Origin of the sequence: Pseudomonas sp. JZ114 (genome assembly GCF_051027705.1) — a bacterium.
In the GTDB taxonomy this organism is placed as follows: Bacteria; Pseudomonadota; Gammaproteobacteria; order Pseudomonadales; family Pseudomonadaceae; genus Chryseomonas; species Chryseomonas luteola.
The window spans coordinates 1,867,951-1,892,337 of record NZ_CP069256.1 but is presented as its reverse complement, the minus strand read 5'-3'; the positions used below and the strand labels follow the sequence as shown (position 1 = coordinate 1,892,337).

Genomic DNA, 24,387 nt, shown 5'->3' with positions numbered 1-24,387 from the left:
AAGCCTTTTTGACGTTAGTCGGAATAATCACACCACAGTAGACTGCGAAGTCAGACTCAACAACTGTTCGAGAGATGTGAATGGCTCGTCCACGCTTTTTACCCGACAACTTTACGTTGTACCTGATAGCAACCGTCACGTTGGCTAGCATCTTTCCCTGTAGCGGAGCCGCTGCCGGGGTACTCAATGTGATCACCAACATCGCCATTGGCCTGTTGTTTTTCCTGCATGGCGCCAAGCTGTCACGCGAGGCCATTGTAGCGGGCGTTACCCACTGGCGCCTTCATCTCCTGATCTTCTGCTGCACCTTCCTGTTATTCCCGCTGCTGGGCTGGGCGCTCAAGCCGCTGCTTTCGCCCCTCGTCACGCCTGAGCTTTACATGGGCGTACTGTATATGTGTGCCCTACCGGCAACCGTACAGTCTTCCATCGCCTTTGTTTCAATGGGCCGCGGCAACGTGCCTGCCGCCGTGTGCAGTGCCTCGGCGTCCAGCCTGATTGGTGTGTTCCTGACGCCGCTACTGGTAAGCCTGCTGCTGGACACGCAAAGCAGTGGAGACACCAACGGCATGTCCACCCTAGATGCCATTACCAAGATTTTCCTTCAGCTTCTGGTTCCCTTTATTGCGGGTCAAATCCTGCGCCGCTGGATTGGCGGATGGGTCGACAAACACAAGTCCAGCCTCAAGTTTGTCGATCAGGGCTCCATTCTGCTTGTTGTCTATACTGCGTTCAGCGCTGCCATTCTTGAAGGCCTCTGGTCATCCATTCCACTGACCGCTTTGCTGGGCCTTGCTGCAGTCTGCTCGGTAATCCTCACGCTGGCGCTGCTGATTACCCGCTATACGGCGCGCCTGTTGGGCTTTAACAAAGAAGACGAGATCACAGTGGTTTTCTGCGGCTCCAAGAAGAGTCTGGCGACTGGCGTGCCGATGGCCAAGGTGTTATTCGCTGGCAGTAGCATGGGTGCCATTCTGCTACCCATCATGCTGTTCCATCAGATCCAGCTGATGGTATGTGCGGTATTGTCACAGCGCTACGGGCGGCGTGAAGAGACAACCGCCAGTGAAACCAAGGTAGCCAAGGCGCACTGAATTCTTTTGCTTAACCTATAAAAAAGGCCGGTCACTACCGGCCTTTTTTATGTATTACGTAAATCAGTCTTCTCTCACTGGGGAGCGCATGGTCACCCACTCTTCCGCTGCTGTCGGGTGAATACCGATGGTGTCATCAAAGCAGCTTTTGGTTGCACCGGCCTTGAGAGCCACTGCCAGACACTGGATCTGCTCAGGAGCATCGGGCCCGACCATATGGCAACCCAGCACCTTATCAGTCTCAGCGTCTACGACCAGCTTCATGAGCGTACGCTCCGTCTCATTGGTCAGGCTGAGCTTGGTAGGCTTGAAGGTCGTCTGGAAAATCCTGAGCTTGTAGCCCTTTTCACGGGCCTGCTCTTCACTCAGTCCTACCGTTCCGACGTTAGGCAAGCTGTAAACCGCGCTAGCGATGAGGTTGTAATCAAGTGGCTTGTAACTTTCAGGCTTGTACAGGCTGCGGGCCAAGGTCATGGCCTCTGCCAGGGCAACAGGCGTCAGCTGCACACGGCCAATGATATCCCCAATCGCATACACTGAGGGCTCCGTGGTTTGGAAGGTTTCATCCACCTTCACAAAGCCACGTTCATCGAGCTCGACGCCAACGTTTTCCAGGCCCAGGTTATCCAGCATGGGGCGACGGCCTGTCGCATAGAACACGCAGTCAGTTTCCTGAACACGGCCATCCTTGAGCGTAACCTTCAAACTGCCATCGCTCTGCTTGTCGATACGGGCAATTTCCGCATTAAACTGCAGATCGTGGCCTCGCTTGAGCAATTCATCCCGCAGATGCACCCGTACGCAGTCATCAAACCCGCGCAGGAATAACTCCTTGCGGTACATGAGAGTCGCCTTCACACCCAGGCCGTGAAAGATCGATGCAAATTCAATCGCGATATAACCGCCACCCACGATGATCATTCGCTCGGGCAGCTTATCCAGATAAAAGGCTTCATTGGACGTGATGATGTGTTCACGGCCAGGCAACTCAGGCACTGACGGCCAACCGCCGGTAGCGATGAGGATTCGCTCGGTGGTGTAGCGCTTGCCCGTTACCTCGACAGTATGCGCATCAATGATTCGCGCATGGTCTTCCAGCAGTGTCACACCGCTGTTGATGAGCAATGCACGATAGATGCCGTTCAGTCGACGAATCTCATGGTCTTTATTGGCTAGCAGATTCTGCCAATCGAACCCCTGTTCCTCGACCTTCCAGCCATAACTGCGCGACTGCCTGAACTCGTCGTGGAACGAAGCCCCGTAGACGAAATACTTTTTCGGCATACAGCCGACGTTTACGCAGGTGCCGCCCAGGTAGCGGCTTTCCGCTACGGCCACGCGAGCACCAAAATCGGCGGAAAAACGCGCTGCACGAACACCGCCCGAACCCGCACCGATGATAAAAAGGTCAAAATCGTATGTCATGACGAATCCTGATCGGCTCAACTGCTCACCAGCTTAACGCACCTGCATCGCTGCTGACGAAAATACTGTTGCCTTAAACGACAGAAGCCACCCTAAGGTGGCTTCTGTCAAACACAGGCTAACAAGGAGATCAGAGCTCCTTGTAGACGTTCTCGAAGCAGAAGTTGGTTGCTTCAACGAAGCCTTCCGCACTACCGCAGTCGAAACGCTGACCCTTGAACTTGTAAGCCAGAACACAACCGTCCTGAGCCTGCTTCATCAGGGCATCAGTAATCTGGATTTCACCGCCCTTGCCCGGCTCGGTCTGCTCGATCAGGTCGAAAATATCAGGCGTCAGGATGTAACGGCCAATGATCGCCAGGTTGGAAGGTGCATCTTCCGGCTTGGGCTTCTCAACCATGTTGTTCACACGGTAGATATCATCACGGATCATTTCGCCCGAGATCACACCGTACTTGTGTGTTTCGTTCGCAGGTACTTCCTGGATAGCCACGATAGAGCAGCGGAACTGGTTGTACAGCTTGACCATCTGCTTCAGAACGCCATCGCCTTCGAGGTTCAGGCACAGGTCGTCCGCCAGCACAACGGCGAACGGCTCGTCACCGATCAGAGGACGGCCAGTCAAGATGGCATGACCCAGACCTTTCATTTCGATCTGACGGGTATAAGAGAAGGAGCATTCGTCGATCAGGCGGCGAATCCCGGTCAGGTACTTTTCCTTCGCTGTGTTCTTGATCTGGCTTTCCAGCTCGTAGCTGATATCGAAATGGTCTTCCAGAGAGCGCTTGCCACGCCCGGTGACCATAGCAATTTGCTTGAGCCCAGCGTCGAGTGCCTCTTCAACGGCGTACTGGACCAGGGGCTTGTTCACGATGGGCAGCATTTCCTTCGGCATCGCTTTGGTTGCTGGAAGAAAGCGAGTGCCGTAGCCGGCGGCCGGGAACAGACATTTGGTGATCATGGGCGTCCTTTGATCTGTGGGAGCAATACTATGGCAGTCTAAACAGCCGTTCATCGGGTTACAATGCTCAGCATGAGGCTCTCAGTGACCGATTAAATGGACGTCTAAAAGCGCTCGACCCCGAGCGTTGGGAGATCCGACCACGAAAGCGCCCAGCGGTTCGATTATAAAGCGCTTTTCCGCAGACGAGATATGATGAGTAGTGAACTCGTTGGCACCACCACCGTCGAAGACAAGCTGCTTCAGATGGTTAGACAAGGGATCAAACGATCTATTATGAAAAAATGGATTCCTCTTTTCGCTACCGCATTGCTGGTAGGCTGCGCCAGTAAATCCCCTCAACTTACTCAGGAAGAACTGCATCTGCTCACCCAGAATGACCTCCTCCAGGCAAAGATGCTTGTAGTATCCGGAGGGGAAGATGAACTCAAACTGGCTGACGCCTTGCTCAATCGCGCCTCGATGCAAACCGACAAAGCTGAAGAAGGCACCGGCGAGATCGAGTTCTACAAGGCGCTGGTAATGATCAAGCAAGGCCCGCAAGCAGATGACGTGCTGTCCCTGCTGGAAACCTCAGCCAAGAAAGAGTATCCGCTGGCCTATGCAATGCTCTATCAGGTCTATTCCAAGCCTTACCTGGTAACTGAAGCAGACCCTATTCGAGCGGAAACCTACAAGGACAGCTACAGCGATCTTGACGTTGCCAAGAGCGGCTATCCTTCTTTCGAGAAGGCATTGGTATTGGTGGAGCGTCTGAGCAGTGACAAGCCTTCCGAAACAGCGGCCATGACTCACTGACGACGTTCAAGCCGGTTGGTTGTAGAGCCCGGCGTCCGTTCAATTTCGATTCCGCCAGGGTATTCCGTGCTCTGGCGAATCGAGCCTCGCTGTTCATACTGTCCGCTGGAATGAGAGCGGTACTCCCGAACCGTTCCACGCGGGACAGCCTGACCACCGTATAGATTATAGTACTGGCTACGCTGCTGCGTCTCGATGCTCCCGGACGCTCCGGGGCTTATATAGGTTCGGGGTATCGCACGTCTATCAAACTCGTCTGCAATACCTGTATTAGCGGCCAACGCCAATGCCAGCCCAAGCCCGCACATTGCTATTTTAAATACGCTCATTTCGATCTCCTGCTCCTCCTCCACATTAAGACCTCTACGAAAGGGCCTGTTTCAAACCATTGGTCCCGTCGCACACCTTTTCAGTTTTTCGGTGGTGCCGCGTAGGGCGTGTGAAGCCAGGACGGCGTTCGTAGGCAGAGTATTCTGGCAGGACTCAATAAAGTCCCAACAAAGGCTTTCTATAGACGAAAAAAGAAAGGGATACGGGAAGGAGTGGATCGTGAGATATCGATTGCACGTTCGTACCTCCGTTAGAAGGCCGCTATACCCGATACGACTCAGGAGAATCCAATCAAAAGCTAGAGAAATTCTAGCGGCCTACCGAGCGCAGGCCGCTAGCGGGAAAGCACATATCACATGGAGCGTGATGCGCGCTGTGGCTCTTGTTCCTGATGCTTGGAAGACATGTGGTCGGCTTCTTCCTTAACACGATTTGTCGCCTGATCAGCCAGATCCTGCCCTACTTCAGTTGCCTTGGCATAACCCTGCTCGGCTTTCATCTTCACTTTGTCAGTGATCCGATCACTGGTCTTGCCCATCAAGCGATTTTCACGCTCGGTTGCAGGCAAGGTCGCTCCAAGTAGCGCACCTACTGCAATCCCAATGGCACCCAGCGCCAACGGCTGCTCTTCCAGCATATACTGGAAACCACTTTTGGCCTTGGCCGTCTGGTTACGCATGGTTTCGGATGCAGTCTGAGCTTTTTCGCTTACAGTCTGACGGGCTGAACTCATGGAGTCAGACGTGCTGCTGCGCATGTCCGCAGCCTTGTCCTTAAAGCCCTGAGTTTGCGTTCTCATACTGTCTGTCTTGTCATGTACCGCGCCGGACATACTGTTGGCCTTGTCGTGTAATGTGTCGCTCAGGCCTGAAGCTTTGTCCCTTAGCGAATCGACGATACCAGTGGAGGACGTGCCTGTAGAGGACATGCCTGTGGAGGACATGCCTGCATTGGTATAGGGCTGACTGCGATTCTGGCCCATCATCATCCACATGAGCCCAACCGAGGTAAGCAGTGTCGGCACTGGGTTCGCCTTGATGGTCGAGCCTAGGTTATTGATAAATTCGCCTCCATTGCCCTTGGCATAGGTCATTGCCTTGTCAAGCAACTCGCCGGGAGAAAGGCGGCTTTCCAGCGCATTCACGATATCGTTGATACTGTCACGCTGCTGATCGATTTCACGCTCAAGAGTCGCAGGATCTTTTTGCGATTCAGCGTCTAGTCGGCTATGGGTATCGGTGCTCATGCTACTTTCCCCTTCACGGCTTCTTTATCTTTCTGCATGCTATTAATGGTTCGCTCTGGCTTGAACGCCGCAGGGTCAAGTTTCTTCTTGCCCGCAGATACCATTACCAGACCCACTATGCACACCACACCGCCCACGATCAGGGCGGCCAACCAGGGCGCCATGACCTGGCTCAGTCCAAGAACGGCTGAAAGCAGCAGCATGATAAAACCGGCCATCAAAACAATACCGCCTGATGCCATGCTGATTGTGGCAGCCTTGGTAGTATTCAAGGCTTCGGTAATCTCAGCCTTGGCTAGTGCTAATTCCTTGGTAAACAGAGAAGGCACTTCGCGTGTCAGCTGACGCACCAGACCTGCAATCGAGGTTGAATTTGAATCGATGCCAGTCTCTTCTTGATAGGTAGCATCACGTAGGTTCGGTTGTTCTTTCATGATTACAGACCTCCGTTAGTGTCCTTCTTGGTATTGCCTAGCGCTGTGGTTGATGCACGATCAGGATCAAGCGCGGGGGAACCATAGGGTGGGGTATCGCCCAAGTCGGATGTAGGCACTGGACGGACAATTGAGGTAGTGGCCGTGGTATCGCCTTTAGGCAACTGGGAGGTACTGTTTTGATAGGTGCTTTCCTGTTCGGCGATAACAGGTGTGCTGGTCTGGGATGCCGGATCGATGGTACGCGTGCCATCTGAATGCTCAAAGCCACCCATACCGGCATGGTTAACCGAAGATGTGGTTCCCATGGCCGCACTAGAGCCCATTACACGACAGGATGTTTCCTTGTCGCTCTCGCCCAGCGTTGGCGGTGTGGTCATGGTTTCACCCGTTGCACCTGCCCGAGCGGTATAGGACGAACCGGAGGACAGATCGGAACCTACTCCGGAGCCGCTGGTGTTCGAGGACGACATCTCCATGCCGGAGGTATTGGCTTTGCGGCTGCTGGCCTTGGCGAAGCGAGACAGTCCGAAGCCAATAGCGATGCTGCTGGTCAAAAAGAGTGCCGGGTTTTCACGGGCCAGTCGGCCTGCTTCCTGGATCAACTCATCAGCGCTTTTGCCACGTAGCGTATCAGCTAGCCCGGCCATGCTTTGGGCGATATCGGAGACATAGCCTGAGAGACCGGCACGATCCTGGTCGCTCAGCTCCGACGCTGCCGCTTTGAAACTGTTAGCGACGGTTTCGATTTCATTGGCGGCTTTGTCGCTGTAACGATCAATCTGACCTTTACCTTGCACCATTGCATTGTCCGCCACACTCCGGGCCTTATCTTTCATGGCTTCGGCCTGTTCTTGGGCAGACGGCATACTCTGCTGCTGGCTTTCTCGAGTATTACTCTCGTAGGGTGATGTCATAGCTTGGTCCCACCATTTTTACGTTTTTCCGCACAATAGCGGCTGGTAAGCGCAGCGGTGACTCAAAAGACATAAAACTGCGCGTTAATAAGGTGACTTCAGCGGCACGGAGGAGTTCGTTTCGATTTTGTCAAGTAGCGCTATTCACGATAACCGGCATCGGTATACGCCGCCTTTAAAGGTTTTTTTGTGAAATGTTGGAAAAATCGATTACCTCTGGTTTTCGCATCAATTCCTCATACCCCAGCTGCACATAGGGCTGGTCAGTACTGACCAAGGTGCGGACAATAGCGGCCCTCTTCCAAGACAAGGATGTGTCATGCCTATTACTCGCCTAAAGATTGCCGCCGCTTGCCTGCTCAACCCGGCAAACGAATTACTCGTGGTACGTAAACGACATACCCGATTCTTCATGTTGCCTGGCGGCAAACTGGAGGCAGGCGAAAGCGGTCTCGAAGCACTTGCACGAGAGATTCAGGAAGAATTGAATCTGCTGCTGGATACCGAGACCTGCCAGCCGCTCGGCCTCTTCCAGGCGCCCGCTGCCAACGAGCCAGACACCATGATCGAGGCAGAGCTTTTCATGGCTTATGTAGATACACCCTCGCTGGCTGTAGCGGCGGAGCTTGAGGCGCTGGCCTGGATACCGCTGGCACCACCTTATGAGGTTGCTCTGGCGCCCCTGCTGTCTGAACACGTTCTACCGCTATTGCAGCGGAATACGGGCTTTTCCCCTGCGAACCGACAGGCATAACGAGAGTCAAGAGTCTACGCCTGTCGTTCCTGCAAAGGAGAGTCCTATGAGCACACTGCCTATCCACATCGACGTCTGGAGCGATTACGTCTGCCCATTCTGTTATCTGGAATTGCCGCTGCTCGATCAGCTGAAGGCGCATTATGGCGACAGGCTGACCGTTACATGGCATGCCTTCGAGTTGAGACCAGACCCCATCCCAACCCTTATCCCGGATAGCCATTACTTACGCAGCACATGGGCGCGAGCGGTATATCCCATGGCGGAAGAACGGGGATTGACATTGCGCCTGCCTCCCGTGCAACCCCGTAGCCGACGAGCACTGGAAGTAGCTGAACATGCCCGGCAATCTGGACAGTTCGATGCCATGCATCAAGGGATATTCAAGGCCTTTTTTGAACAAGGGCGCGACATCGGTCGTGACGACATCCTGCTGGATATTGCAAACCTGCAGGGCATCGATACATTCGAATTAGGTGTGGCGCTTGAAGAAAATCGTCATACCCAGAGCGTGCTCGACGATGAAGCGCTGGCCCAGACACTGGGTATTACAGCGGTGCCCACTTTACTAATCCGTCTGGAAGGCCAAGCCTACGAAGAAGCAACCCAGCTTAGCGGCGCGGTGGACTATGAGCGTCTCACACGGGCAATCGAGACGCTCACGACTCAACGCTGAGCCTGCTAGCGTTGAGCTGCCGGTGAGGTTTCCGGAAAGAGGACATCCGTGAATCCGAACCGGGAAAAGTCAGTGATACGCGACGGGTAGAGCCGCCCGATCAAATGATCGTATTCGTGCTGCACCACGCGCGCATGAAAACCTTCAGCGATCCGATCAATCGTTTCGCCTCTCGCGTCCACTGCCTTGTAACGGATACGGGCATACCGATCAACGACACCGCGCAGGCCGGGGATGGAAAGGCAGCCTTCCCACCCCTCCTCCATCTCTTGTGACAACGGCGTTATCACAGGATTGATAACAACGGTTTGGGGCACTGCAGGTGCATCCGGGTAGCGTTCGCTGCTGTCGAAGCCCATTACGAACAACTGCAGATCCACACCGATCTGCGGAGCAGCCAAACCCACACCACCAGCTTGTTCCATAGTCTCGAACATATCCGCCACCAGCGCATCCAGCTCCTGGCTGCCAATCATGGATGCCGGCACAGGTTTGGCGATGCGCAACAAGCGCTCATCACCCATTCTCACCAGTTCACGAATCATTTCTGCCTCCGTCAATGTTCAGGTGAGGCGGCTATCAATCGTCCGTCTCAGGTAATTCGATCCTGTCGTCGTATATAACGATCAGCCCCTGCTTGTACAAACCGCCAATGGCCTTCTTGAACGTCCCCTTGCTGACGCCGAACAGCTTGCTGATCAGTTCTGGCGAGCTTTTGTCGCTGACTTCGAGAACGCCATTGCGGGCTTTTGCCAGCCCAAGTATCTGCTGACCCAGCGCATCGACAGCCTGACGTCCCAACGGTTGCAGGGAAAGACTGATCTTTCCATCGGGGCGCACTTCCTTGATAAAGCCCTTTTCCTGCATACCGCTACGCAGAAACTTGAAGACCTCATTTTGATGAATGAGTCCCCAATGCTTCCCTTCGATAATGGCCTTGAAGCCCATGGGCGTTTGTTCGGCCACCAGCAGATCGACTGCCTGACCACTTGTGTAAGACGCCGGTACGGTATCCAGGTATCGATCCAGGCGCGCCGTTGCGGTAATTCGGTGGGTGCGCTGATCAATATAGACATAGACCACGCAGTAATCCCCAACCTGCAACGGGCGCTTTTCTTCGGAGTGCGGGAGCAACAGGTCCTTGGGTAGGCCCCAATCCAGAAAAATTCCGATACGGTTGACCTCGACCACTTTCAGACTGGCGAACTGCCCTACCTGAACCTTGGGCTTTTGAGTCGTCGCAATGATCCGGTCTTCACTGTCGAGATAAACGAATACATTGATCCAATCACCCGCCTCGTTGGGCTGATCCTTCGGGATATAGCGGTTCGGCAACAGGATTTCACCGTCCTGCTCGGCATCCAGATATAAGCCAAAGTCCGTCCGCTTGATAATTTGCAGACTATTAAAACGCCCGATTAAAGCCATGCTAGTACCTCATTAAGAAGCCACTATCATACCTGACATATTCTGCTCAACCGATAAACCATGAAATGCCCTGGCAAAAGGGCTAGACAAAATCTTCGAAAGCGTTACAGTGCCTGCACTGTGTTGCACGTGTACCGTTTATCGGCGAGGCCATGGCCACGCTTAGCAGTGGTGACTCTTTGCACTCAGTTGCAGCCTGGGCAGTTCCAGCGCTGTCAAAAATCTTTGTTCAGGGAGCAATCCATGTCTACTCGCCAAACCGGTACCGTCAAGTGGTTCAACGATGAAAAAGGCTTCGGCTTCATCACTCCGCAGAGCGGCCCGGACGTTTTCGTACACTACCGTGCCATTCAGAGCACTGGCTTCAAGAGCCTGAAGGAAGGTCAAGCCGTTTCCTTCCTGGTCGTGCAAGGCCAGAAGGGCCTGCAGGCTGATGAGGTTCAGGTAGTCTAACTACCCCGACTTCTCGAAAAAGCCCCGCTGCAAAGCTGGGCTTTTTTTATGCCTGCACGACAGATAACAGGGTGATATATGCTTCGTAAACTGGGACTCGTTCTGCTTCTGACCCTATCAGGATGTGCGGTGTTTCCAGGCGATCAGGTCGCCCCTACACCAGCGCCCATCGCTTCGCCGTCTTTCGCCCGTCCTGGATTACACGTGGAATTCAATTTCTACCGGGGCGAACCCGACGACGGGAATGCCCGATCCATTCCAGTAGCGCGTGAAGGCCTGGAACCGGCCCTCATCCAGGCATTGCAGACCTCGGAGCTCTTCAGTCATTACAACCTGGCGCCTGATCGTGCCGAGCCTGGTGATTACGTACTCAAGTTGAAGCTATACAACCACAGCGCCATGGCAGCTTCTGTTGCCAGCGGCATGCTTACCGGCGCAACGCTATTTATTGTCCCCGGCGTGGCCAAGGACAACTTTACCCTGACAGGCGAGTTATTCGACCCTAGCCTGCACCCAGTTGCCCGGCACCGTAACGATGATTCCATCAAGACCTGGATGGGTATCTGGTTTCTTCCCTTCATGGGACATACAACCGGCGAAGCGATTACCGATACCTTTACCCGGCAGGTCAACGAGCTGCTAAAGACCTTGATAGCTGAGCAGCCAACGTTACAGACACTGCAATGACCGTTGGCCGAAAACATTGAACGGGTCTGTATAAGTTCAGTCACACCTTATGAGCCATTCATAACCACGCAATGCGAGGTGAGCCATGACTGAACAAACGCGAAATGCCGAAAACGAAAAAAGAGATCAAGCAGAAAAGCCACGCCGCACAGAACATGCCCAGGTGGATTCGGAGCGTAACCCGCCCTCTCCCAACAGCCCTGATCGCATGAAAGACGGCACGGGTTATAACTAAGAAAGGGCGCGTATGCGCCCTTCTTCATTCAAGCCCTATTTTCAACACTTCCCCTTCTGACGAATCCGTTAATACGTACAGATAACCATCAGGTCCCTGGCGAACGTCCCGGATACGTGCCCCTTTTTCTTCCAGCAAACGCTCCTCATGGACAACCTTGTTGCCCTCCAGCTGCAGCCGGATCAGACTCTCTTGAGCAAGAGCGCCAATGAAGAGGCTGTTTTTCCAGGCGGGAAACCGATCGGCTGAGTAAAAGGCCATGCCGCTGACGCCCGGCGACTTCTCCCATACATACAATGGCTGCTCTGTCCCTGGTACGTCCTTGCCCTTTGCTTCCGGAATGGGTGTATAGGAGTAGTTGATCCCGTGGGTAGCCACAGGCCAACCATAGTTTTTACCTGCCAGCGGAATATTGACCTCATCTCCTCCACGAGGCCCATGCTCATTCGTCCAGACCTGTCCGGTCCAGGGATTCAGGGCCGCGCCCTGCTGGTTGCGATGCCCATAGGACCAGATCTCCGGGCGAGCACCTGACTGGTCTACAAAGGGGTTATCGTTCGGAACGGTGCCATCGGCCTTGATGCGAACAAGCTTGCCCTGGAGCTTATCGAGCGCCTGCGCCGTGATACGCTGGTTGTTCTCACCCAGCGCAATGAATAGATAGCCCTGCTGATCAAACACCAGCCGTGAGCCAAAATGCGCACCGGTGGAAAGTTTGGGCTCTTGCCTGAAAATCACGGTAAAGCCTTCCACACGGGTCATGTCAGCAGAGAGCGTGCCTCGCCCAACCGCCGTACCAGCCTTGTCATCCTTGCCTCCCCCTTCGGAGTAACTGAGATAAATAAGACGATCTTCAGCAAAAGAAGGAGACAAAGCCACGTCCATCAAGCCGCCCTGGCTGCGATTGTAGACATCCGGCAAGCCTGCAATAGGGTTAGATACAGAGCCGTCGCTCTTGAGTACACGTAGGCGCCCGGGCCGCTCGGTTACCAGCATTCCCTTTTGATCAGGCAAAAAAGCCAGCCCCCACGGATGGTCCAAGCCTTTCTTAATGACCGTAACGCTCACCTTGCCTTTCTCACTGGGATAGGTAGCGACCTGTCCCTGAGCAATGACTACATCACTTAACAGCAACGCGCCTGCTGCCAACGCCCACTTAAACATAGTGTTCCCCCTTTTTAACCGGAAAACTGACTGTAGCGCTTTACTTCGGCTAAAAAGGCCCACTCACATAGACAGTTACAATAAGCGAACGCTTACAGACGTAGTCCGTTTCGGCACCTTTTAACAGGGATGGTATTACCCTATAGCAGATCAGTGCTGTGAAAGCAGTGTTAGCGATTCAGGTTGCAGGGGTTAATCAGGGAAGAGGAGCCGTGATCAGCATCGACTCCTGCATTGGACGTTGCCGTTACCGACTTGACTATACGGGCTACGGCAAAGACAAGCGTTCAATGCATAGAATTTAAGTAGGGGTTAGCGACGACGTGCGCGACGACGCTGCTCTTCTGCCAAACGCTCCCGCTCGCGGCTGCGCACAGGAATAGGCTGAAGACGCGGCTGATCAGCCAGGCCCAGCGCCTCGATCAATTTGGACGCCAGCTCTTGAATACGTTCTTTCATTACCGATCTCCTGAGATCTACTACCTGTAATACAGAGACTACGTGTCTGCCGGAAAATTGCCTGAATAACGCACTCAACAGATTATCGGCAGGCTTACCTTAATATTGAGTCAATTTTGCCCTATTCAATTCCAGAACTATTGCCCCAGCCGTAACACTATATTTCGCTTAACCCAAACGGCCTGTGCGCTACGTTGCAAACAGACAAGTATGCAACCAGAACCAGTTTTTGAAGGACTAAACAGTAGTGCTCTGGAAGAGGCAGTATTCATGCGTGTTCCGCTTTCACCCTGGCTGGTCATCTTTGCCATTGCCCTAAGCGTCGGGGCTTGTACCCGTGTCGGATTTGCCTATAAGCACCTCAATACGCTTATACCGTGGTCGATGAACGATTACCTCGACATGAACTCCGAGCAGCGTCGTTGGTTTGACGAACGGTTGGCGGACCATCTGCGTTGGCACTGTAGCCACGAGCTGCCTCGCTATCTGGAGTGGATGGATGGCATCAAGACTATGGTGCGTAACCAGCAGGTATCCCCAGTAACGATCAGGGCTCGCATGGATGAACTCAAACAGGCCGTCGATACCCTGGCGGTTGAAATCACACCGACCAGTACCGATCTGTTAAAACAGCTGACCGATCAGCAGGTCGCAGAGCTGAAGGAAGAGCTGGACCGTGACATCAGGGACCGTCGTAAAAAGTACCTCGACCCTTCTCGCGGCGAACAGATTCGAGATCGGGCCGCTCGTATGGAGGAACGCATCAGCTTCTGGACAGGCTCGCTCAATCCGGCTCAGAAAGACCGAATCATGCAATGGTCGGTGCAACTTGGTGATCAAAATCAGGCCTGGGTCGGCAATCGGATTCAGTGGCAGCGAGAACTACTTGAGGCCTTGCAACATCGCGGCGAGCCAGATTTCCCACAGCGCGTCAAACAGCTGCTGCAGGATCGGGAAAGCCTGTGGACGCCTGCTTACCGGGAAAGCTTTTCGAAAACTCAGGAGGCAGCGATTTCGCTTATTGACGACGTGTACAAAACCACGGATGAAACACAGCGTAATCAGATCGTCAGTCGATTAACGGATATACAAAAAGACCTTGAACCTCAACGGTGCGATAGAACGAAAAATTAGCACGATCAGCGGAACTGTTGAGTAATTACCTGAGGTCTTATTCCTAAGTTTGTAATATTGGTCAAAATTTAACCGACGAATGACCTTTTCCAATTCGGCTAGATCGATATTATTCCCCTGAGCCTGTTTTACGTGCCTGAGTGCCCTGGCTCCTCCTGTCATAACAAGAACGTAGCGTGCTCCACGTGGCGGACTTTTTTGAATATTAACTACCTGCTCAACCACGGATGAATGTTGACGTCAGGCATTGCTTTGGCCTCTGGCTGTTTGCCTGCTAGTGCAGGCTGCTGAGCAATCGCCGCTCCTGTTAAACCTAGGGGAGTGAAACCCATGCCAAACCCTTCATGGCTTGTTTTTATTGTGGCGGCTCTTGCCTCCGGTCCTGCTACAGCCCAGACGCTCTTGCAGCGTGACCTGGGCGGCTTCGATATGACCCTGGGAACGACCCAGACGCGCACTATGGCCCAGGGGCTCGTCAAGCCTTCTAACGGCGCAGTAAATGGCGGTCTGGATTTCACCCATGACACTGGCTTGTATTTTGGCCAGTGGACGGCGAACAGCGGATCCTCCGCGGATAACCTGTCCATTGAAATGGACACTTATGCGGGCTACAAGCATCGCTTTGCTAGCAGCGGATACGGTTATGAATTCGGCCTGATCAATTACGATCACGTCACGCAGGACGTAGAACCCAGCCGGGAAATCTACTCCGGTATTAGCATTCTCGGTAGCCGCTTTGGCGCGGCGTTCGCCAATGATCCCGACCGTAGCAACACATCTCTTTACGCGGACCTGGGTACTACTCCGATTCTCGGAATGGGCCTTTCCATGCGTTATGGAAATTACATGCTGAACTCGCCGGTGACGCTGGCAAGTGGCGACATGGTTCGCTCGTATAATGATTGGTCGGTAAATCTGACCCGCAAATGGGCTGATACTCAGTTCAACTTTTCTTACACCGGAACCAGTCTTCAGGGACAGGATTGCTCATCCTATTCAGGACACAACGCCTACTGCGATACCGCTTTATTGCTAAAGGCGTCGCACCCTCTGTTTTAAGTCACCCAGCGGTCATAGGACCGCTGGATGCAATAGGTTAAAGGCTGGTTTTGAAAACACTACTCAATTGATGGAACTGCTCTGAGAGGCTTTTCAAACGCTGGCTTTCATGCTCAAGCCCTTCCGCTTCTAAAGCATTCTTTTCGGTGATTGTCCGTACAGAGTAGAGGTGTTTACTTACCTCGCCAGTGACTTCAACCTGATGACAGGAGGTAGCTGCTACTTGCGCATTGATATCGTTAATGGCACGGATGTCATCGGAGATCAATTGCAAGGACTGAGCGCTCTTGTGCACATCGCTAGCGCAGCGAACCGCGCGCTCTCGGCTTTCCTGCATGGCTTCTACTGCACTTTTGCTTCCCATCTGCAATGAGCCAATGATGTTTTCGATCTCTGAGGTCGAGGCCGCTGTCTTCTGCGCCAATGCCCTCACCTCATCTGCCACCACCGCAAACCCTCGACCCTGATCTCCAGCCCGGGCCGCCTCGATGGCTGCGTTAAGCGCCAGAAGGTTAGTTTGCTCGGCAATCGCCTTGATGACTTCCAGTACTTTTCCGATCTGTTGAGAGTGAGCGGCCAAAGCGCGCATTTCCTCATCGGTTCCCTCAAGATGCTCAGCCAGAAGGCTGAACTCCTTTTGCATGGCATTCAGATCGGTACTGCCTTTATAAGCACGCTCAGTCGCCTGGCCGGCTACTTGAGCAGCCTGCTGAGCCTGTTCAGCAGCTATACCGATTGTGGCTCCCATCTGATCAATAGCAGATGAAACCTTAGTAATTTGCTCATGCTGTATGCGTGAGCCCTCACGCATGTGAGAAGTGGCTTTAGCCATACCCTCACCGGCAACAGAGAGCCCTTGGCTGTTAGAAACGACACTTCCAACAGTGTGATCGAGCGAGTCAAGAAATCTGTTGAACCGGTCTGTCAGTTCGTTTTTCAGTGAAATGCGATAGCTCAGATCAACCGCCTGACCATGACGTGTCAGATAGTTTACTGCCAGTAACAAGGATTCACTGACAACCGCCTGCTTACGGGTATGAAGCGACAGATAGATAAGAATGGCGCTTTCCAACACCACATAAAACGCATGCAGGAAAATAACGCCCCATGTTTCGCTACGATGGATGACATGCAGATCCCATCCTGACGCTTGGATTGCATAAAATCCAACATGATGAACAGCGATAACGCCCGCCGCTATGAGAATAGGTAACCAGTCCCGGTAATACACCAGAAACGCCAACAGTACAAAGACGCCGAAGTGCATTTCTTCCATGCCTCGCAAGAGGTGGATCTGCAATGCAGCAAAACCCATGAATACAACGGCTATGGTGCAACGCATCAGGCGTGAGCCGGGTACAACGCTATAAAGCACTGTGGGCAAAGCAGCCAGTGCTCCACCGACAAGCAGGGCCTGCGTAAGACTTCCTTCCCAGTAGGTCAGGCAGAGCGAATAGACGAACATGACCCAAACCACAGCCAACATCAACTTATCGGCCTTGCGGTAGTAGGTAGTTAGGGAGTAAACGGACTCGGACACAGGCATGCCCTCTACCAAGAAATAATTGTTTAATGGGTCGACACAGTCGTGTCGTAGGAGGTATCGACCTGCTGCCTGAATTTATTGAGTAAGCGCCTGATTAAACTTATCTAATCACGACAAATGGCAAAGTAATGAGCACACTATTCATAAACGCTGCTTACGCCTGTCTGTGCAAGGTAGGCGTCACCTCGAATCAGCAGTAGCCGGGCCTTTTGTTCTTCCTCTGGCTCTAAGGCGATCAACGCCTTGAACTTACCGGCCACCCAGGCCGCAATCGGTACGCCATTTCTGAACAGCAGCCGATTCCCCATGACCGCAGGAACCTTGGCTCCAGGTAGCAGTGTACCGGCAAGATTGAGTGGGTCTACGGCGGCAATACGCACATAGCATTCAGTTGCGGCACGTGTTCGCACGGCGCGTAGTAGCGCAACAGCTTCCGGCAAGGCGAACTGCTCACCGGAAAGACCCGCTATGAAACGCCCGCCGCGTATGTCTCCTCCCGCTTCGAGACGGTGGTAGATGCGCAGCAGTTCGCGCCAGGGCGGCAAGGCGTCTGCCTCCCGTGCCAGCAGGTGCCAGCTGATGACGCCATATCGCCTCAGCAACACCCAGGCAATGTGCTCCATGACGTCATCACCCCAGCGTGGGGGTTTGGATACCTGCTGCTCGGCTTCTGCTGCAGGCCGCCGAATCAATGCCCAGCGGCCTGCATCGTCCATCCCGCCATACAGAGGCACCCTGCCCCGACGACTCGTGGTACGGCTGCCTCGCTTGGCAGCTGGCAGTAACAACGCCCTCAATCCGGCAAAGCTGTCTGCGTTGACCATCCCTGTATTGACCAACTCGCCCAGGGCATTTTCCAGCTCTGTCCGCAACAAACGAGCTTCGCTCATCAGTTCGTCAAAAAACAGCGCGCCGCGACGGGACAGGGCATCCATGACCTTTTGTGCCTTAGGTGAAAGCTCCGGCTCGGCCGAATGAGCAGACAGCGCATTCCAGACAGCCAAGTCGCGTCTGGGCAATAAAACAATGGGAGAAGCTCGTACAGGTCCGCCAGCAGCTTTGCTTACGGGATCCAGGCGCATCCACACCATACGCCCGCTACGACACAGATCATCCAGCCAATGAAAGCCATAATCCGGCAGGCGCGCAGGTAATATCTCACTTTCCCAGCCTGCAGCAGCCACCTGATACCCTTCCAGCTGGGTCAGTACCGCTGACAAGGCTTCGATCCCTCTGGCCTGGGTCTCAGGTGTGACGTGCTGCCAGTCAAACAGGAACTGCATGAAATCCGTACAACTCACCGGCTCAATCTCACGACGTAGCCGGTTGACGGTATAGCGGTGAATGCGAGCCAGCAGATGACGCTCGCACCATTCCTCTTCAGCAGCGACAGGCGTGAAACGCCCCCGCAAAACATAACCTTCCTGCTCCAGTGCAGCGAGTGCCACCATGAGCTCTGAGATTGAAAGCCCCGTGTGCTGGCTCAGCATTTTTAACGTCAGCGGACCGAAGCCTGTCAGCCGGGCACGTATGAGCTCTACCAGCGCCTCTTCCCGAGTGCATATCTCATCAAGTTCGACAGGCAGTGAGCCATCAGGATCACGTGTCATTCCCGGATAAACCAGTTCCAAAAGGCGTACACGCTCAACCGGGGCCCAAAAGACCTGATGCGGCGTAACAACACGGCATACCCGCCCTGCCTTGAGTAACCTGGCCAGAAACGGTTTCCAGCTGTTTTGCGCAGACATCTCTTTTTCAGTCATGCACACCAGTCCTGTGAGCGCTTCGTGCAGCTCATCGGCATCACGTGCCTGCGGCCAGGCCTGCTCCCGTACTGAGTCAATCGCCTCGGCATCGAGCGCACCCAGGTCATCGCCAGTCGCGGAATCCAACCAACGCCGATTCATCACAGCCAGCGTTCTGCGCTCCTCTAAAGGAGCATCGTCCAGAAAGGCATAGGGACGTGCGGTAAGAATTTCGGCTGCAAGGGGTGACGGTGCAGGCAGATCGCAAACCTTTGTCGCGACCGTACCCGCCTCGATATTCCCGAGCAGCTCCAGCCAGGCGCGGCTATTCATGGATACCTGTAGGCAGTCATGCAGGGTCTGCTTGACCAGCGGATGCTCGGGAACCTCACGCTCGCCAACAATGTCTTCCAGACAAGCCACCTGATCGGGAAAAACGGTTGCCAGCAGATCATCGCTGCGCATCCGCTGGACCTGAGTCGCGACCTTCCGACCTGCCGTGAACCGCGGCAAGGCCAACGCGGTGGTGGCATTCCAGCGCCAGCGAATGCCAAAAAGCGGTGCCTCAAGCAGCGCCTGTATAAGAATGTGCTCCGCACTTGTTGAATGCAGGTAACGCCACACCTCTTCCAGCGGAAAACTATGGCTCGTAGAGAGCGAAAGGATCAGGGCATCTTCTGTCGCCGCCGCTTGCAGCTCCACATTGAAACGGCGGCAGAATCGCTTGCGCAGCGCCAGTCCCCAGGCTCGGTTGACACGGCTTCCATAAATCGAATGAATGACAAGCTGCATGCCGCCTGCCTCATCGAAAAACCGTTCCATTACCAGCGTCTGCCGGGTCGGTAACGCACCCAGCATCTGTCGAGCACGTCCCAGATGATCGACGATCTGCTCAGCCGCCGCCGCTGGAAGCTCTTTTTCCACTTTCAGCCATTCGATGACCGACGCCGTATCGGATAAGCGTAGCTCCAGCTCATGACGCAAGCGCGAAACACCGTGTGAGAGCTCATCTGTTCTCCCAGGTGCTTCGCCGTGCCAGAATGGAATATTGGGCGGCTGACCCTGTGCGTCCTCAACGCGGACACGTCCACTTTCGATCTTGAGAATTCGATAGGACGTATTGCCCAGCTGAAAGATATCGCCAACCAGGCTCTCGACCGCGAAGTCCTCATTGACCGTCCCGATCCCATGCCCCTGCGGCTCCAGCACAACAGAATAATCGCCGGTTTCAGGAATGGTCCCACCGCTCATGACCACAGTCATCTTGCCACCACGACGACCGCGCAAGAGCCCGTTCACGGCGTCGCGGTGCACATAGGCGGTCCGAACACCTCGCCGATGGCTATAGCCTTCACACAGCATCGTCACTACCGCGTTGAAGTCAGTTCGTGACAGTGCCGCATAGGGCTCGGCACATCGGACCAGCGTAAACAAGGCGTCCTCGTCCCACTCACGGCATGCGGTTTCCGCTACGACCTGTTGTGCCAGCACATCCAGCGGCTGCCTAGGAATAACCAACGTATCCATTTCGCCACGTCGGATGCAATCAAGCAGCGCTGCACATTCGATCAGATCATCCCGAGACGTTGGGAACAGTCGCCCTTTCGGAATCCCTTCAACATGGTGACCCGAGCGGCCTACACGCTGAAGAAAAGCGGCAATGGAGCGAGGTGACCCGATCTGGCAGACCAGATCAACCTCACCAATATCGATGCCCAATTCCAGCGATGCGGTTGCTACAAGCACCTTGAGTTCGCCACGCTTGAGGCGCTGTTCGGCATCGAGGCGCTGCTCCTTGGCCAGACTGCCATGGTGGGCGGCCACTGCCCGACTGCCGAGCCGGTCCGTCAGATGCCTGGCCATGCGCTCGGCCATACGGCGCGTATTGACGAAAATCAGCGTCGTTCGATGGGCCTCAGCCTGCTCGGCCAGACGATCATAAAGCCCTTCCCACGCTTCATTGGACATCACAGGCTGCAGCGGAGCGGGCGGTACTTCAAGAGCAAGATCCCGAACACGATCATGGCCGATATCAACGACCGCACAAGGTCTTTCCTGCCCTGTTCTATCGCACCCCACCAGGAAGCGCGCGACGGCGCCGATAGGCTTTTGTGTAGCCGACAATCCAATACGCACCAGAGACCGCTCGCATAAGGCCTCCAGGCGCGTAAGAGAAAGACTCAAATGACTGCCCCGCTTTCCGTCAGCAATGGCATGGATCTCATCCACAATGACGCTGCGCACCGTATGTAGAAGCGCGCGTCCAGAGTCTGAGCCCAGCAGTACATAAAGCGATTCTGGCGTCGTCACTAGGATGTGTGGCGGCCGTTTACGCATGGCATTACGCTCGCGCTGCGGTGTATCGCCTGTTCTGACGGCCGTTCGGATCGCTACAGGCGGCAAACCAAACTGTTCAAGCTCAGCCGTGATACCTGCGAGCGGCTTTTCCAGATTGATTCGAATATCGTTCGATAACGCCTTGAGCGGTGAAACGTAAACAACCCAGGTCTCATCCGGCAAGGCACCGTTGTGTTCAACACCCAGGCGTACCAGTTCATCGATTGCCGCCATGAAGGCTGTCAGGGTCTTGCCAGAGCCGGTAGGGGCTGCGACCAGCGTCGACTGTCCTGCCCTGATGGCAGGCCAGGCATGCTGCTGGGCTTGGGTTGGATAGGCGAAGGTACGCGAGAACCAGGACTGCACGGCAGGATGAAAACCTGCCAGAGTCTCTTGGCTGGAAGCGGGACGTAAAGGATAAGTCATGATCCCACTATGGGAGCGACTTCGATAACAGACAAGGCGGTATAAACGAAGCCGGACGAGTGGATTTCTCCACTTCGCCCGGCTTAGTGACAGACGATTGCATCAAGCCTTCTGACTCAATTGTCTGCCAGCGACAGCGGTCGCGCGACTGACTCAAGTGACTTGCGTTCGGCTGCCACGCCCCAGATCGATTGCACGATCCCTGCTGCAATCATGAGGCTAGCGCCAATGGCGTAACCATAGAAAACGTTGACTCGGCTACCACTCTCAATCAGCTGACCAAACAGGGTTGGGCCAATAATTCCGCCAAGCCCGGTACCAAAGGCGTAGAACACTGCAATCGCCAAGGCGCGGATTTCCAGCGGGAAGGTTTCGGCAACGGTCAGATAAGCCGAGCTGGCTGCCGCCGATGCAAAGAAGAAGATAACCATCCAGGCAATCGTCTGAGTCGTTGCATCCAACATACCCTGCTGGAACATATAGCCTGTGATGATGAGCAGGACACCTGAAATAGCGTAGGTAGAGCTGATCATGATCCGGCGGCCAACCACGTCGAACAGTCGCCCCAGGAGCAGTGGACCACAGAAATTACCGAGCGCAAATGGCAGTACATACCAGCCGACATTTTCTGAGGGTACATCATAGAAATCTGTCAGTACCAACGCATAGGTAAAGAAGATTGCATTGTAGAAAAAGGCCTGAGCTGTCAGTAGGGTCATGCCTACCAATGCGCGTTGGCGATGCACGACAAACAAGCTCTGGAAGACTTCCTTGAGTGGCGTATGGTCCCGACCGCGCATGCGCAAATGGAATTTGGGATCGACCGGCTCAAGCTTGTAGCCTTCGGCTTCGAAGCGTTTTTCGATGTTATCGACAATGCGCTTGGCCTCTTCCGGCTCATTATGAATCATGAGCCAGCGCGGGCTTTCGGGTATCCACATGCGCATGAATAAAATGATCAACCCGAGCGCTGCCCCAATGCCAAAGCACATTCTCCACCCCAGGTCGCCTGGAAGCAGTTCGGGGTCCAGAAACACAATGGAGCCCATGGCACCCAGGGCTGCGCCCACCCAGAACGAGCCGTTGATCGTCAGGTCAACCCAGCCGCGATAACGCGCTGGCGTGAATTCCTGAATGGTGGAATTGATGGCCGTGTACTCGCCTCCAATGCCTGCGCCTGTCAGGAAGCGGAACAGCAGAAAGCTCCACAGGTTCCAGGAAAACGCCGTCAGAAACGTTGCACCTACATAGAGAAACAGTGTGATGAAAAAGAGCTTGCGACGTCCTAGCCGGTCCGTCAGCCAGCCAAAAAATAACGCCCCCAGAACTGCACCGGCGATGTAAACGCCACCTGCCAATCCAACATCAGCATTGGTCAACTGAAGCGCGGGACTCGCCTTCAAGGCGCCGGCTACCGAACCCGCCAGCGTGACTTCAAGACCATCGAGAATCCAGGTAATACCCAGGGCCATGACCAACAGGGTATGAAAGCGCCCCCAGGGCAGGCGGTCGAGCCGGGCCGGAAGGTTGGTTTCGTAAATGTGCTCGTGCAGTTTTTTGCCAGAAGGGGAATCCGTCTCTTGGACAGCGGAAACATCTGAGGCCGCCATATTTCTTGTCCTCACTATTTTTATAAAGGGGCCGCACAGCGATGCGACTGGCACTTTTGTACAGCTCGTCTACAAATTGAGAGCTAGGTCATACAAAAGTAGTTCAGCGAGGCGCTACGCAACTCGTCGAGAAACAGCGAGTCCGAGAAAAGCTTTTTTTAAAAAAAGAACTATTGCGTTATCGGGATAGAGAAAATAACTAATGAAAACAATGATTCGCGGCACCTCTGCGGCTTTTTTAGCATGCATCTTTCCGCTCACAGGGCAGGCATTCGAATTTGATGGGTACGGACGTGTTGGTATAGGGGGTGCCGATGCAGGCGGTAAGCAGTCCTGCTTTCAGCTTCCAGGAGCACCTGCCAAATACCGCTTGGGTAACGAGTGCGAGACCTACTGGGAGCTAGAGGGTCACCAGGAACTGTACAAGGGCACTGACGGGACGCTCTGGAAATTGCACGGCATGGCAAGCCTTTACAATGTCTATGACCAGTCACCCACGTTTAGCGGCGACAATGGCAATGTCCGCTTGCCACAAATCTGGACCAGTCTGGCGTTGCCCGAACTGAACGGCGGTGGCCTCTGGTTCGGTCGCCGCTACTACAAGCGTCACGACATTCACATCAATGACTTCTACTACTGGAACCCAAGCGGCACAGGCGCGGGTATCGAGGACTATGGCCTGGGCGACACAGGACTACGCCTGAGCTATGCCTTCTCCCGAGAAGACAATATCGAACAGAAGCACAAGGCCAACCGACACGACATCAACCTGGGTGGCATTAAGGCCAACAAGGACGCCGAGATTGAAATTGGCCTGAGCTACATTCAGAAAGCCGGACATGTTGAAGACTCGCACAGTGGCTGGTCCATCTCGGCCGAACATAAGCAGGTGAATTTCTTTGGCGGCGAGAACCGGTTTACGGTTCAATACGGCGAAGGTCCCGGTATCGGGCTTGGCCAGACCGGTAACGTACAAGCCGACAAGGATGTAAAGAGCATAAGGGTTCTAGAATCGCCCCGCTGGCAGATTACCCCGCGCTTTGGCGGAATGCTGCTGGCATTGGTACAGCGTGACCGCGCGCCTAACAACGCTGGCCAGACGTGGTACTCCTTTGGTGTCCGCCCATCCTATGCGTTCAGCGAGCATTTCAAGCTTCTGGTAGAAGCAGGCCACGATCAGATCGATCCTGAAGAAGGCGGCACACGCAAATTGACCAAGTTCACCGTGGCTCCCACCCTTGCGTTAGGCGGGATGGGCCTGATGGATCGTCCCGAAATCCGATTCTACTGGACTTATGCACAGTGGAACCGCGCCGCTCAGCTAAGCGCAGCGCAAGACACTGCACTGTCTGATTCAGGGGCATTCGGCTCTCAGCGTCACGGTTCAAACTTCGGCGTGCAATTGGAAACCTGGTGGTAAAGCGGTAGCATTATAGCCGTATTCTGACATCAGCCCCGATACGGCTATA

The 24,387-nt window shown here is 54.3% G+C and carries 23 protein-coding genes; 10 read left to right on the top strand and 13 right to left on the bottom strand.

What is annotated here, in order from left to right:
* The first annotated feature begins 80 nt into the window (after positions 1-80).
* Positions 81-1,094 (top strand): bile acid:sodium symporter family protein, encoded by a 1,014-nt coding sequence (locus tag JQR90_RS08815; protein ID WP_010798084.1) that lies wholly within the window; start codon positions 81-83, stop codon positions 1,092-1,094.
* Between the two features lie 63 nt (positions 1,095-1,157).
* On the opposite strand, the gene gorA is transcribed toward JQR90_RS08815, so the two are convergent.
* Together gorA and galU are read right to left on the bottom strand one after the other, a co-directional pair.
* Entirely contained in the window at positions 1,158-2,519 is a 1,362-nt protein-coding gene (gorA, locus tag JQR90_RS08810; RefSeq protein WP_010798083.1) for a glutathione-disulfide reductase, read from the bottom strand.
* 130 nt (positions 2,520-2,649) lie between these two features.
* The gene (gene galU, locus JQR90_RS08805; protein ID WP_010798082.1) at positions 2,650-3,480 is read right to left on the bottom strand and encodes a UTP--glucose-1-phosphate uridylyltransferase GalU; all 831 of its coding nucleotides are present in this window, start codon (positions 3,478-3,480) and stop codon (positions 2,650-2,652) included.
* A 276-nt stretch (positions 3,481-3,756) separates the two neighbouring features.
* On the opposite strand from galU, the gene JQR90_RS08800 reads away from it, so the two are divergent.
* Positions 3,757-4,278 carry a hypothetical protein gene (locus tag JQR90_RS08800; protein WP_100217730.1) on the top strand — a complete coding sequence of 174 codons (522 nt, stop codon included), beginning with the start codon at positions 3,757-3,759 and terminating at the stop codon, positions 4,276-4,278.
* Here the strand turns inward: JQR90_RS08800 and JQR90_RS08795 are convergent.
* From JQR90_RS08795 to JQR90_RS08780, 4 genes are all read right to left on the bottom strand, one after another.
* Positions 4,272-4,607, bottom strand: a complete 336-nt coding sequence (locus tag JQR90_RS08795; protein ID WP_051370197.1) for a hypothetical protein — start codon at positions 4,605-4,607, stop codon at positions 4,272-4,274. The two genes, JQR90_RS08800 and JQR90_RS08795, sit on opposite strands and share 7 nt — an antisense overlap.
* 353 nt (positions 4,608-4,960) lie before the next feature.
* Positions 4,961-5,854: a DUF3618 domain-containing protein gene (locus JQR90_RS08790; RefSeq protein WP_150347541.1), complete on the bottom strand. Its 894-nt coding sequence runs from the start codon at positions 5,852-5,854 to the stop codon at positions 4,961-4,963.
* Positions 5,851-6,288, bottom strand: a complete 438-nt coding sequence (locus JQR90_RS08785) for a phage holin family protein (protein WP_010798078.1) — start codon at positions 6,286-6,288, stop codon at positions 5,851-5,853. Before JQR90_RS08785 ends, JQR90_RS08790 begins: the two co-directional genes overlap by 4 nt.
* Positions 6,289-6,290: 2 nt before the next feature.
* A complete protein-coding gene (locus JQR90_RS08780) occupies positions 6,291-7,205 on the bottom strand; it encodes a hypothetical protein (RefSeq protein ID WP_010798077.1) in 915 nt (304 codons plus the stop codon).
* A gap of 319 nt (positions 7,206-7,524) precedes the next feature.
* Here JQR90_RS08780 and JQR90_RS08775 point away from each other — a divergent pair, with 319 nt between their 5' ends.
* Together JQR90_RS08775 and JQR90_RS08770 are read left to right on the top strand one after the other, a co-directional pair.
* Positions 7,525-7,959, top strand: a complete 435-nt coding sequence (locus JQR90_RS08775) for an NUDIX hydrolase (protein ID WP_010798076.1) — start codon at positions 7,525-7,527, stop codon at positions 7,957-7,959.
* Between the two features lie 46 nt (positions 7,960-8,005).
* The gene (locus JQR90_RS08770; protein WP_010798075.1) at positions 8,006-8,635 is read left to right on the top strand and encodes a DsbA family oxidoreductase; all 630 of its coding nucleotides are present in this window, start codon (positions 8,006-8,008) and stop codon (positions 8,633-8,635) included.
* A 5-nt stretch (positions 8,636-8,640) separates the two neighbouring features.
* Here JQR90_RS08770 and def read toward each other — a convergent pair whose 3' ends face one another.
* Together def and JQR90_RS08760 are read right to left on the bottom strand one after the other, a co-directional pair.
* The gene (gene def / locus JQR90_RS08765; protein ID WP_010798074.1) at positions 8,641-9,180 is read right to left on the bottom strand and encodes a peptide deformylase; all 540 of its coding nucleotides are present in this window, start codon (positions 9,178-9,180) and stop codon (positions 8,641-8,643) included.
* Between the two features lie 34 nt (positions 9,181-9,214).
* Complete coding sequence (locus JQR90_RS08760; protein ID WP_010798073.1) at positions 9,215-10,063, bottom strand: CvfB family protein; 849 nt, start codon at positions 10,061-10,063, stop codon at positions 9,215-9,217.
* Positions 10,064-10,306: 243 nt separating this feature from the next.
* Between JQR90_RS08760 and JQR90_RS08755 the strand changes: the two genes are divergently transcribed.
* The 3 genes from JQR90_RS08755 to JQR90_RS08745 all read left to right on the top strand — a co-directional run bounded on the left by JQR90_RS08755 (position 10,307) and on the right by JQR90_RS08745 (position 11,438).
* Positions 10,307-10,516 (top strand): cold-shock protein, encoded by a 210-nt coding sequence (locus JQR90_RS08755; protein ID WP_010798072.1) that lies wholly within the window; start codon positions 10,307-10,309, stop codon positions 10,514-10,516.
* Positions 10,517-10,594: 78 nt separating this feature from the next.
* Positions 10,595-11,203, top strand: coding sequence for a hypothetical protein (locus JQR90_RS08750; RefSeq protein WP_010798071.1), 609 nt, complete (start codon positions 10,595-10,597; stop codon positions 11,201-11,203).
* An 85-nt stretch (positions 11,204-11,288) separates the two neighbouring features.
* A complete protein-coding gene (locus JQR90_RS08745; protein WP_010798070.1) occupies positions 11,289-11,438 on the top strand; it encodes a hypothetical protein in 150 nt (49 codons plus the stop codon).
* Positions 11,439-11,462: 24 nt separating this feature from the next.
* On the opposite strand, the gene JQR90_RS08740 is transcribed toward JQR90_RS08745, so the two are convergent.
* Both JQR90_RS08740 and JQR90_RS08735 read right to left on the bottom strand, forming a co-directional pair.
* On the bottom strand, positions 11,463-12,602 hold the full coding sequence (locus JQR90_RS08740; protein WP_010798069.1) for a PQQ-dependent sugar dehydrogenase: 1,140 nt from the start codon (positions 12,600-12,602) through the stop codon (positions 11,463-11,465).
* A gap of 312 nt (positions 12,603-12,914) precedes the next feature.
* The gene (locus JQR90_RS08735) at positions 12,915-13,061 is read right to left on the bottom strand and encodes a PA1414 family protein (RefSeq protein ID WP_010798068.1); all 147 of its coding nucleotides are present in this window, start codon (positions 13,059-13,061) and stop codon (positions 12,915-12,917) included.
* Positions 13,062-13,271: 210 nt separating this feature from the next.
* On the opposite strand from JQR90_RS08735, the gene JQR90_RS08730 reads away from it, so the two are divergent.
* Complete coding sequence (locus JQR90_RS08730) at positions 13,272-14,195, top strand: DUF6279 family lipoprotein (RefSeq protein WP_019365038.1); 924 nt, start codon at positions 13,272-13,274, stop codon at positions 14,193-14,195.
* A 330-nt stretch (positions 14,196-14,525) separates the two neighbouring features.
* Positions 14,526-15,254, top strand: a complete 729-nt coding sequence (locus JQR90_RS08725) for a TorF family putative porin (RefSeq protein WP_010798066.1) — start codon at positions 14,526-14,528, stop codon at positions 15,252-15,254.
* A gap of 37 nt (positions 15,255-15,291) precedes the next feature.
* Here the strand turns inward: JQR90_RS08725 and JQR90_RS08720 are convergent, their stop codons facing one another.
* The 3 genes from JQR90_RS08720 to JQR90_RS08710 form a co-directional block, all read right to left on the bottom strand.
* A complete protein-coding gene (locus JQR90_RS08720; protein ID WP_376738964.1) occupies positions 15,292-15,897 on the bottom strand; it encodes a methyl-accepting chemotaxis protein in 606 nt (201 codons plus the stop codon).
* Between the two features lie 1,040 nt (positions 15,898-16,937).
* Complete coding sequence (locus JQR90_RS08715) at positions 16,938-21,308, bottom strand: DNA glycosylase AlkZ-like family protein (protein ID WP_434140741.1); 4,371 nt, start codon at positions 21,306-21,308, stop codon at positions 16,938-16,940.
* A 116-nt stretch (positions 21,309-21,424) separates the two neighbouring features.
* Complete coding sequence (locus JQR90_RS08710; protein WP_010798063.1) at positions 21,425-22,918, bottom strand: MFS transporter; 1,494 nt, start codon at positions 22,916-22,918, stop codon at positions 21,425-21,427.
* A 202-nt stretch (positions 22,919-23,120) separates the two neighbouring features.
* Between JQR90_RS08710 and JQR90_RS08705 the strand changes: the two genes are divergently transcribed.
* On the top strand, positions 23,121-24,338 hold the full coding sequence (locus tag JQR90_RS08705) for a maltoporin (protein WP_434140740.1): 1,218 nt from the start codon (positions 23,121-23,123) through the stop codon (positions 24,336-24,338).
* The last annotated feature ends 49 nt before the right edge of the window (positions 24,339-24,387 follow it).

What these genes read in the sequence shown, in the direction of transcription:
- JQR90_RS08815 (WP_010798084.1), top strand. Translation starts at nt 81, where the DNA reads ATGGCTCGTCCACGCTTTTTACCCGACAACTTTACGTTGTACCTGATA.
- gorA (WP_010798083.1), bottom strand. Translation starts at nt 2,519, where the DNA reads ATGACATACGATTTTGACCTTTTTATCATCGGTGCGGGTTCGGGCGGT.
- galU (WP_010798082.1), bottom strand. Translation starts at nt 3,480, where the DNA reads ATGATCACCAAATGTCTGTTCCCGGCCGCCGGCTACGGCACTCGCTTT.
- JQR90_RS08800 (WP_100217730.1), top strand. Translation starts at nt 3,757, where the DNA reads ATGAAAAAATGGATTCCTCTTTTCGCTACCGCATTGCTGGTAGGCTGC.
- JQR90_RS08795 (WP_051370197.1), bottom strand. Translation starts at nt 4,607, where the DNA reads ATGAGCGTATTTAAAATAGCAATGTGCGGGCTTGGGCTGGCATTGGCG.
- JQR90_RS08790 (WP_150347541.1), bottom strand. Translation starts at nt 5,854, where the DNA reads ATGAGCACCGATACCCATAGCCGACTAGACGCTGAATCGCAAAAAGAT.
- JQR90_RS08785 (WP_010798078.1), bottom strand. Translation starts at nt 6,288, where the DNA reads ATGAAAGAACAACCGAACCTACGTGATGCTACCTATCAAGAAGAGACT.
- JQR90_RS08780 (WP_010798077.1), bottom strand. Translation starts at nt 7,205, where the DNA reads ATGACATCACCCTACGAGAGTAATACTCGAGAAAGCCAGCAGCAGAGT.
- JQR90_RS08775 (WP_010798076.1), top strand. Translation starts at nt 7,525, where the DNA reads ATGCCTATTACTCGCCTAAAGATTGCCGCCGCTTGCCTGCTCAACCCG.
- JQR90_RS08770 (WP_010798075.1), top strand. Translation starts at nt 8,006, where the DNA reads ATGAGCACACTGCCTATCCACATCGACGTCTGGAGCGATTACGTCTGC.
- def (WP_010798074.1), bottom strand. Translation starts at nt 9,180, where the DNA reads ATGATTCGTGAACTGGTGAGAATGGGTGATGAGCGCTTGTTGCGCATC.
- JQR90_RS08760 (WP_010798073.1), bottom strand. Translation starts at nt 10,063, where the DNA reads ATGGCTTTAATCGGGCGTTTTAATAGTCTGCAAATTATCAAGCGGACG.
- JQR90_RS08755 (WP_010798072.1), top strand. Translation starts at nt 10,307, where the DNA reads ATGTCTACTCGCCAAACCGGTACCGTCAAGTGGTTCAACGATGAAAAA.
- JQR90_RS08750 (WP_010798071.1), top strand. Translation starts at nt 10,595, where the DNA reads ATGCTTCGTAAACTGGGACTCGTTCTGCTTCTGACCCTATCAGGATGT.
- JQR90_RS08745 (WP_010798070.1), top strand. Translation starts at nt 11,289, where the DNA reads ATGACTGAACAAACGCGAAATGCCGAAAACGAAAAAAGAGATCAAGCA.
- JQR90_RS08740 (WP_010798069.1), bottom strand. Translation starts at nt 12,602, where the DNA reads ATGTTTAAGTGGGCGTTGGCAGCAGGCGCGTTGCTGTTAAGTGATGTA.
- JQR90_RS08735 (WP_010798068.1), bottom strand. Translation starts at nt 13,061, where the DNA reads ATGAAAGAACGTATTCAAGAGCTGGCGTCCAAATTGATCGAGGCGCTG.
- JQR90_RS08730 (WP_019365038.1), top strand. Translation starts at nt 13,272, where the DNA reads ATGCAACCAGAACCAGTTTTTGAAGGACTAAACAGTAGTGCTCTGGAA.
- JQR90_RS08725 (WP_010798066.1), top strand. Translation starts at nt 14,526, where the DNA reads ATGCCAAACCCTTCATGGCTTGTTTTTATTGTGGCGGCTCTTGCCTCC.
- JQR90_RS08720 (WP_376738964.1), bottom strand. Translation starts at nt 15,897, where the DNA reads ATGCAAAAGGAGTTCAGCCTTCTGGCTGAGCATCTTGAGGGAACCGAT.
- JQR90_RS08715 (WP_434140741.1), bottom strand. Translation starts at nt 21,308, where the DNA reads ATGACTTATCCTTTACGTCCCGCTTCCAGCCAAGAGACTCTGGCAGGT.
- JQR90_RS08710 (WP_010798063.1), bottom strand. Translation starts at nt 22,918, where the DNA reads ATGGCGGCCTCAGATGTTTCCGCTGTCCAAGAGACGGATTCCCCTTCT.
- JQR90_RS08705 (WP_434140740.1), top strand. Translation starts at nt 23,121, where the DNA reads ATGAAAACAATGATTCGCGGCACCTCTGCGGCTTTTTTAGCATGCATC.